Annotated in this window: 3 protein-coding genes; 1 reads left to right on the top strand and 2 read right to left on the bottom strand. The window is 53.6% G+C overall.

Annotation, left to right across the window (positions count from 1 at the left end):
- Positions 1–124 precede the first annotated feature (124 nt).
- Positions 125–2212, bottom strand: a complete 2088-nt coding sequence (locus tag ERD80_RS21790; RefSeq protein WP_136548516.1) for an Ig-like domain-containing protein — start codon at positions 2210–2212, stop codon at positions 125–127.
- A gap of 207 nt (positions 2213–2419) precedes the next feature.
- On the opposite strand from ERD80_RS21790, the gene ERD80_RS21785 reads away from it, so the two are divergent.
- On the top strand, positions 2420–3850 hold the full coding sequence (locus ERD80_RS21785; protein ID WP_058757217.1) for a PLP-dependent aminotransferase family protein: 1431 nt from the start codon (positions 2420–2422) through the stop codon (positions 3848–3850).
- Between the two features lie 12 nt (positions 3851–3862).
- On the opposite strand, the gene ERD80_RS21780 is transcribed toward ERD80_RS21785, so the two are convergent.
- Positions 3863–4217, bottom strand: a 355-nt coding sequence (locus tag ERD80_RS21780) for a GNAT family N-acetyltransferase (protein WP_136548514.1), incomplete at its 5' end; no start/stop codon positions are given.

The following is a 4217-nucleotide window of genomic DNA, read 5'->3' as shown; positions in this document are numbered from 1 at the left end:
CTCCCTCTCCCGCGAGCGGGAGAGGGCCGGGGTGAGGGCCAGACCGCACCCAAACCAACAAAAAGCCGCAGCATCCCTGCCACGGCTTTTACCTCAAGCTCACCTAAAAAGAAGGAGAAAAAACTTACACCAGCTCGACTTTCACCCCTTCCTGCACCAGCAGTTCAGCATCGCCGTGGTTATAGACGCTGTAATGAACGCCAGCAATGGTGACGTTACCATTTTGTTGTATCCAGCTAACGCTATCTTGTGCATCGGGCATTAGATCTTTTAGCTTAACGACATCTCCGATATCACCATTGACTTTCATCTGGGTATTACCGTTTTCTATAAATAAATTCATCTCGCCATGCTGAAGAATAGTTTTTACATCGACCAGCAAATCGTTATCGATTTTGTCAGACATGTTAATGGTATTAACTGTACCTTTTTCTGTCAGCAGGTTAGCTAAATCGAAACTACTTTGTTCATCACCCAGGCTAATTACCTCGTTACTGGTTTTCATATCAGTAAGGTGATTGTCTGTTTTTCCTTCGACAGGTTTAATGCCGATGTTGTCTATCGCGAAATCGTTACCATTTGTACTCGCGGTACCATTGGTAATAGCCACCTTGACTTTTGTTGTTTCGGTTGCCGTGTAATAGCCTGTGTAATGTGTCCAGCTTGTTTTTTGAAGTGTTTCCGGAATGACCGATTTTCCATCAATGCTCATTCCCAGTTTTGATTTGTAATTACCTCCTGATGTATGTTGAAGGGCATCAAAAGAAACCTCATAAGTTTTCCCTTTTTCCACAATGATAGTACGGTAAGCGACTTCTCCATTGTATTCGTTGTGGATACCATTCGTCATACTACCCAACTGATTTGTTGCGTTGCCACTCCATTTTTTTACTGTCAGCTCTCCTGATTGGCTATACCTACCCGCAGCTTTCCATCCTTGCAATGTTCCATCATTAAAATCCCATAAATAGCCTGGTGATTCTTTTCCGGACGCTGTTACGTTAATTGAAAGAGTATTACTCCATTTTGTTGTGCCAGGTTGATTTGCGTTACTGGCGCGAAACTCCCAGCCTGTCTGTTCTTTCAGTTTTGGCGATTGCCATGACCAGTTACCATCTTTATCTACAACCGCTGTGCCGCCTGCTATCCATGGATCACCAAACTGGCCATACTCAATAGTAATAATTTGTCCCGGTGAACCCGTACCTTTCAATATCGGCGTTAAATCATCTGTAAAACCACCGTGTTGTATCAGACCGCCAGAGGGGGATAAATCATCAAGTGCACCCACAATTACCGGTACTTCAGGTTGAATGTTTAACGTGAAAACTTCAGACCATTCACCGTGTTCGATACTATTAATCTCGCGCGCTTGATAGGATATGGTTATATTGCTTTCTAACTGTGGAGATTCAATCTGCCATTGACCGTTGGCGTCAACTGTGGCGTTACCCGCTGCTTTCCAATTCCCACCAGATGTGCGGTACTGAATCTCAATAATCGCGCCGGGTATTCCGGTACCGCGTAATATTGGAGTTGTATCGTCGGTCACATCGCCAGATTTAAGCTCCCCTTTTGAATTACCTGCATCATCCACAGCCTGAATAATTTCAACTTTATCTGGAGCTCGGTACTCATCGGCAATGTTAAGAATAAATTTATTTGACGCCTCGCTCTCGTAGCCACGCCCATCGGTAGCCGTCACATACAACGAATGCTCACCGTCAGCCAGCGTTGGGGTAATTTCCCAGTAGCCATTGCTGCTGGCTTTAACACTGCCAATCAGCTGGTCCTGCTTGTTGTACAGGCGAACGATGCTGTCCGGCTCGGCCACGCCTTTCAGGGTTGGCGTACGATCATCGGTCTGCTGGCCGGAGCTGACCAGACCGGTTTTATCGCCGAAATCATCCCCTGCACCAATAATCAGCGGCTGGTCCGGTGCGGAAAGGTCGACGTTTACGATAAACAGCGATGGCGCACCGACGTTGCCGGCGCGGTCAATGGTACGCACGGAAAGGTTGTGCGGGCCTTCAGTCAGCGGAAACGGCGGCTGCCAGCTCCAGCTGCCATTAGCGGCAATGGAGACGGTATAGACGGTACTGTCCATCACAATTTCCATGATGCCGCCGGCTTCTGATGGCGCGGAGCCGCTAAAGGTGCGTTGCGGATCGGTGGTCCAGAGTTGTTTTGCGTTGGTGAGTGCTGTGCTCATGATTATTCCTGCTTAATAGTTAACGTCCTGGTGAAACTGTCCAAATCTAACGACAGGCGGCGATTATTAGTTGATCGGATAATTCTCCCAACGAGAACGGTCTTGAAGGAAAACTGGCGGCGCGCGGGGAAAAGGACACGGATTTTTAGCCGCAGCAATGGCTGGCAGGCTATACTGGCGCGCACGCAGGTCGCAGGGAATGGAGCCATGGCCAAATACCAGCAGCTGGTAGATCAGCTACGTACGCAAATCGAAGCACGCATCTGGCCGCCGGGTGAAAAGCTGCCGTCGCTGCGCCAGCAGGCGGAACAGAGCGGGTTAAGCCTGATGACGGTGATGCACGCTTACGAAGTGCTGGAGAGCCAGGGCTGGATTGTGTCGAAGCCGCAGTCGGGCTACTACGTGGCGCCGCGTGCGGCGGAGAGCCGTCCGCGTTTGCCAACCCAGGCGATTGCTAAAACCGATCAGGCCGATACCAACAGCTTCGTGTTTGATGTGCTGCAGGCGACGCGCGATCCGGCCATCATGCCGTTTGGTTCTGCTTTCCCCGATCCGGAACTGTTTCCCCAGCGCCAGCTGATGCGCTCGCTGGTGAAGGTCTCGCACAATCTCAAACCCACCGATGCCCTGAATAATCTGCCGCCCGGTAATGAAGCGCTGCGAAAAATCCTCGCCCAGCGTTATGCGCAGCAGGGCATTACGCTGTCGCCGGATGACATCGTTATTACCAACGGTGCGATGGAAGCGCTTAACCTCAGCCTGCAGGCGGTGACCGAACCGGGCGACTGGGTGGTGATCGAGAACCCTTCCTTCTATGGCGCGTTGCAGGCGATTGAACGGCTCAAGCTGAACGCGATTGCTATCGCCAGCGATGTGGAGCAGGGCATCGATCTGGATGAGCTGGAGCAGGCGCTGCAGCGCTGGCCGGTGAAAGCCTGCTGGCTGATGACCAACCGGCAGAATCCGCTCGGCTTTACGCTCAGCGCCGAGCGCAAACAGCAGCTGGTGGCGCTGCTGACGCGTTATCAGGTGGCGATGATAGAGGATGACGTTTATAGCGACCTGTATCACGGCCACGATAAGCCGTTGCCGGCCAGAGCGTTCGACCGCGAGGGTTACGTGCTGCACTGCGGCAGCTTTTCGAAAAATCTGGTGGCGGGATTTCGCGTGGGCTGGGTCGCGGCGGGGCGCTATGCGCAGCGCGTGCAGCGCATTCAGATGATGAGTACGCTCTCGACCAGCGCGCCGATGCAGCTGGCGCTGGCGGATTTTCTCAGTACCCGCAGTTATGACACGCATTTGAAAAAGCTAAGACAGACGCTGGCGAAGCGCAAACAGCTGGCACAGCAGGCGCTGCGCCGCGTGCTGCCCGCCGAGGCGCACATCAGCGATACGCCCGGTGGCTACTTTTTGTGGATTACCTTGCCGGAGCAGATCAACGCTACGCAGCTGTATCATCTGGCGCTGCAGCAGGGCATCAGTATTGCGCCGGGCCAGCTGTTTTCCAGCAGCGAGAGTTTCAGCCACTGCTTCCGTTTCAACACCGCCTGGCCATGGGATGCACGCGCCGAGGCGGCGGTAGAGACGCTGGGGGCGTTGATTGGTCAGCTGGCGCAGGGCGTTGCGGTAGAGAAGTAAGTGGTTTTTCCCTCACAACACCCGCAGCATTCTCACTTCGCAATCCACGTGGCCGGTACAGCCCATCGCGTCCGCAATCTGTTCAAAGCCCAGCGACTGATAGAGCTTGATGGCGCGCGTCAGGCTGCCGGTGGTCTCCAGGTAGCAGCGCCGGAACCCGCGCTGGCGGGCAAAATCCATTGCGCGCAGCGCCAGTTCGCGCGCTAAACCCAGCCCGCGCACCGACGGCAGGAAATACATCTTCTGCAACTCACAGATATCCGGTGCGCTACAGGCGAGCGGTGCCACGCCGCCGCCGCCGACCACCTGACCCTCATGCTCCACGATCCAGTAAGCGCTGTCCGCCGCACTGTACAGCTCAAACAAC

It is taken from the genome of Pantoea sp. R102 (assembly GCF_004916815.1).
GTDB lineage: Bacteria > Pseudomonadota > Gammaproteobacteria > Enterobacterales > Enterobacteriaceae > Pantoea > Pantoea dispersa.
This window is presented reverse-complemented; position numbering and strand designations above follow the sequence as displayed.

Bases quoted from the DNA above. Each gene is read 5' to 3' on its own strand.
- ERD80_RS21790 (WP_136548516.1), bottom strand. From the start codon at position 2,212: ATGAGCACAGCACTCACCAACGCAAAACAACTCTGGACCACCGATCCG.
- ERD80_RS21785 (WP_058757217.1), top strand. From the start codon at position 2,420: ATGGCCAAATACCAGCAGCTGGTAGATCAGCTACGTACGCAAATCGAA.